Source organism: Staphylococcus sp. EG-SA-2 (assembly GCF_017152085.1).
On record NZ_JACYHC010000468.1, the window covers coordinates 1 to 4,661 of the forward strand.

Consider the following 4,661-nt stretch of genomic DNA (forward strand, 5'->3'; position numbering starts at 1 on the left):
CAGAAGTTAAAGATTTAACTGAAGAAAAATATAATCAAGATTACGAAGCATTAACATTTAGCTTTAAAGAGGAAACATATCAAAGTAGGTTAGCTAAGAAAACACCGACTAAAGCAGGGTATTTTGTTACATGTTGGACGAAAGACGAGAACAATTGTAATCAACCATACTCGAAAGAGGCATTTGCAGATTACTTAATGATTATAGTTATTGATGAAGAATTAAGCGGTTATTTTTTATTTCCTAGGGAATTATTGGTAGAAAAAGGTATCTTAACTACATTTGAACATAAAGGTAAGATGGCTTTTAGAGTTTATCCTAAGTGGTGTAATCAATTGAATAAAACAGCAGGGCAAACACAAAAGTGGCAATGTAAATATTTTTTTGAATACTAATAAAAAGTCATATGGTTGAACTTATAAGAGATGAATATATCATCTTTCGATAAGATAACCATATGACTTTATTTTTTATCATTTAATGATGAACGGTTTCTTGTCCTACTTTATTCCAAGTGAGGATAAAGCTCAACATTGCAAACACACTGATTGCTGTTAATAAAATAAAACCGACATCCCATCCGAATTTATCAACTACAGCACCTAAGACGATGTTGGCCATTACAGCACCAAACAGATAACCAAATAATCCTGTTAATCCAGCTGCTGTGCCAGCTGCTTTTTTAGGTACATAATCTAATGCTTGTAAACCAATTAACATAACTGGTCCATATATTAAGAAACCAATGGCAATTAATGAGACATTGTCTAACCAAGCATTGCCTGGAGGATTTAACCAATAAATTAATACAAATACTGTGACACCTAACATAAAGAAGAAACCTGCAGGTCCACGACGACCTTTGAATAATTTATCAGAAATGTAACCACATAATAATGTACCAGGAATTCCAGCCCATTCGTATAAGAAGTATGCCCAACCTGATGCTTTTAAGTCGAAATGTTTTTCTTCACTTAAGTAGACTGGCGCCCAATCAAGTACACCATAACGCACGAAATAAACAAATATATTTGCAAAGGCAATTGCCCATACCCATTTATTGTTCAGTACATATTTAAATAAAATTTCTTTTGTAGTTAATTCTGTTTCTAATGTTTTCTTATCGCTTGTAGCAAAGTCGTTTTTATAAATTTCGATTGGAGGTAAACCTTGAGATTGAGGTGTGTCTCTAATCAATACGTATGAAATTGCGGCAATGATAAGTGCTAAGAGTGCAGGGTAAATGAATACACCTTCGAAACCTTTTAAATAACCAAAGTTGATAAATGCTGTTGTTGTAATACCCCAAGCAGCAATAGGTGCCATAATACCTCCACCAACATTATGCGCAACGTTCCAAAGGGCAGTCTTACTTCCGCGTTCACTTACACTAAACCAGTGAACGAGAACACGGCCTGAAGGTGGCCAGCCCATACCTTGAAACCATCCATTTAAGAATAATAGGACAAACATAATACCGATACCTGATGTAAAGAACGGTACAAATCCCATTAACAAATTGACGATAGCAGTGAGTGCTAATCCAAGAACTAAGAATATCCGAGCATTGCTCCGATCACTTACAGTACCCATAAAGAACTTACTAAATCCATATGCGATGGAAACAGCAGAAAGTGCAAAACCTAGTTCCGCTTTTGTAAAACCTTGCTCTTGCAATGCTGGCATCGCTAATGAAAAGTTTTTACGTAATAAATAGTACCCAGCGTAACCGATGAAAATACCAAGAAATACTTGGAGACGTAATCGTTTATAGGTATCATCTATCTGATTTTCTGGCAAAGGCTTAATATGCTTTGCAGGTTTAAGAAAATTCATAAAATCCTCCTTAATATGTATTTATATGCATTTTGTGCGATAAACTTATATTAGACATGTATGAAAGCGTTGTCAATATACTTTTGTGAAATCTTGCATATTTAGTTATTGAAGTATTTTATAAACATTTAGAAAAAATAAATTGCTACACATAAATTTATAATTATGCAATTATTATGTCGTTATACATACTAGCTGTGTATCTACGAATGAGTACAAACATATTTTTATTTGCAGAAAAGGGGTAAATGGCATATAACTATCTTTTTTATGTAAGTTGGTATAAAATTTATACTAATAGGAGGGATAGTATGAATATAGTAGGGCATCATCACATATCCATGTATACAAAAGATGCAAAACGTAATAAGGATTTTTACACAAATGTCCTTGGATTACGATTAGTTGAAAAGTCTGTTAATCAAGACAATCCTTCAATGTATCATTTGTTTTATGGGGACGAAGTAGGTACAGCCGGAACAATTTTAAGCTTTTTTGAAATTCCCCATGCGGGTCATAAGCAGCCAGGTACTGAAACGATTTATCGATTTTCTTTATTAGTACCAAATCAAGCGGCACTTCATTATTTTGAAAAACGCCTTGATAATAATGGTATTACGTCTGAACGTTTGTACTATCTTGGACAAGAAGGTGTTGTCTTTAAAGATGAAGACGACTTAGAAATCATATTGCTTGTTAATGATAGTTTTGAAGTACCACATCAATGGCAACATAACGCTTATAGTGAAATACCTCAAGCATATCAAATTTTAGGAATAGGGCCAGTCGAATTAAGAGTTAGAAATGCAGCGCGTACGGTAGAATTTTTGGAAAATGTCTTAGGTTATCGCAAAAGAGATAATAAATCATTCGATGTGCTGACATTAGCACCACAAGGTTTATATTCGGATTTTGTAGTTATTGAGCAACAGGGACAACGTGAAAGACCTGGACGAGGTTATATCCATCATATTGCAATTAATACACCACAAATGAGTGACTTAGATGCAATTTACAAGAAATTACAACAACAAACACAAAGTAATTCAGGTATAATTGATCGCTATTTCTTTAAATCATTATACTATCGCCATAATTCAATTATGTATGAATTTGCGACTGAAGCGCCTGGATTTACTATTGATACACCTCTTGAACAATTAGGAAGTCAATTGAACTTGCCTGACTTTTTAGAAGCAGAACGTGAACAAATTGAAAGTAAGTTACACGAAATATAAAGGAGAATGTTTAATGGCCAAATTAGAAATGAATAAAAATACGCCTCTTGAGTTTGGTTTGTATTCCTTAGGTGATCATTTATTGAATCCATTTAAAGGTGAAAAAGTTAGTTATGAGCAACGTATTAATGAAATTATTGAAGCAAGTAAATTAGCAGATGAAACAGGTATTGATGTTTTTGCAGTTGGTGAAAGTCACCAGGAGCATTTTACAACACAGGCACATACGGTTGTGTTAGGTGCAATTGCCCAAGCGACAAAGCATATTAAAGTTTCAAGTTCTTCAACGATTATTAGTGCAACAGATCCTGTAAGAGTATTTGAAGACTTCGCGACATTAGATTTGATTTCTCATGGTAGAGCCGAAATTGTAGCTGGCAGAGCATCAAGAACAGGTATTTTTGACTTGTTTGGCTATGATTTAAAAGACTATGATGAATTGTTTGAAGAAAAATTAGGTTTACTTTTAGAGTTAAATAAAACTGAGCGTATTACTTGGTCTGGAAAATATCGTCCAGAACTTAGAAATATGAAAATATTCCCAAGACCAATCGATAATATATTGCCAATATGGCGTGCTGTTGGTGGTCCACCTGCAAGTGCTATTAAAGCGGGAAAACAAGGTGTGCCAATGATGATTACAACCCTTGGTGGCCCAGCAATGAACTTTAAAGGTTCTATAGATGCTTATCGTCAAGCAGCAACTGAAGCAGGTTTCGATGCTTCGCATAAGTCTTTACCAGTAAGTACAGCGAGTCTGTTTTATACAGCTGAAACAACTCAGGATGCTATGAGAGAATTTTATCCACATTTGAATACAGGGATGTCATTTATTCGTGGTGTTGGTTATCCGAAACAGCAATTTGCTAATTCGTCAGATTATCGAGAAGCGCTAATGGTTGGAAGCCCGCAACAAATTATTGAAAAGATATTGTATCAACACGAGTTGTATGGTCATCAACGTTTTATGGCACAGCTTGATTTTGGCGGTGTGCCATTTGAAAATGTTATGAAGAATATTGAGTTAATTGGCAACGAAATTATACCGGCGATTAAAAAGCATTTATCAAAATAGGAGGGGCGTCATCATGAATATTGTATTATTGTCAGGTTCCACAGTAGGTTCTAAAACGAGAATTGCTATGGATGATTTAAAAAATGAACTAGAAGTCATCAATGAGGGACATCAAATAGAGTTGATGGATTTACGAGAACTTGAATTAGAATTTAGCGTTGGAAAGAATTATCTAGATACTACAGGAGATGTATATAAATTAACGACGTCGTTAATGCAGGCTGATGTGATTTTTATTGGTTTTCCAATTTTTCAAGCTTCCATCCCTGGTGCTTTGAAAAATGTGTTTGATCTACTTCCAGTCAATGCTTTTCGTGACAAGGTAATAGGACTTGTAGCGACAGCAGGTTCTAGTAAACATTATTTAATTCCTGAAATGCATTTAAAACCAATATTGAGTTACATGAAAGCACATACGATGCAAACGTATGTATTTATTGAAGAGAAAGATTTTTCAAATCAACAAATTGTCAATGATGATGTTGTATTTCGGTTAAAAGCGTTGGCACAAT

General features: G+C 34.4%; 5 protein-coding genes. 4 read left to right on the plus strand and 1 reads right to left on the minus strand.

What is annotated here, in order from left to right; all coding sequences use genetic code 11:
• Positions 1-395: MepB family protein (locus tag IDG60_RS06895; protein ID WP_206160571.1), on the plus strand; the 395-nt coding region annotated here is incomplete at its 5' end.
• A gap of 82 nt (positions 396-477) precedes the next feature.
• On the opposite strand, the gene glpT is transcribed toward IDG60_RS06895, so the two are convergent.
• Positions 478-1,836, minus strand: a complete 1,359-nt coding sequence (gene glpT, locus IDG60_RS06900) for a glycerol-3-phosphate transporter (RefSeq protein ID WP_001010111.1) — start codon at positions 1,834-1,836, stop codon at positions 478-480.
• A gap of 311 nt (positions 1,837-2,147) precedes the next feature.
• Here glpT and IDG60_RS06905 point away from each other — a divergent pair, with 311 nt between their 5' ends.
• From IDG60_RS06905 to IDG60_RS06915, 3 genes are all read left to right on the plus strand, one after another.
• Positions 2,148-3,074 (plus strand): VOC family protein, encoded by a 927-nt coding sequence (locus IDG60_RS06905; RefSeq protein ID WP_001028199.1) that lies wholly within the window; start codon positions 2,148-2,150, stop codon positions 3,072-3,074.
• Positions 3,075-3,087: 13 nt separating this feature from the next.
• Entirely contained in the window at positions 3,088-4,149 is a 1,062-nt protein-coding gene (locus IDG60_RS06910) for an LLM class flavin-dependent oxidoreductase (protein WP_001096113.1), read from the plus strand.
• A 13-nt stretch (positions 4,150-4,162) separates the two neighbouring features.
• A partial coding sequence (locus IDG60_RS06915; protein ID WP_164826243.1) for an NADPH-dependent FMN reductase occupies positions 4,163-4,661 on the plus strand: 499 nt, incomplete at its 3' end.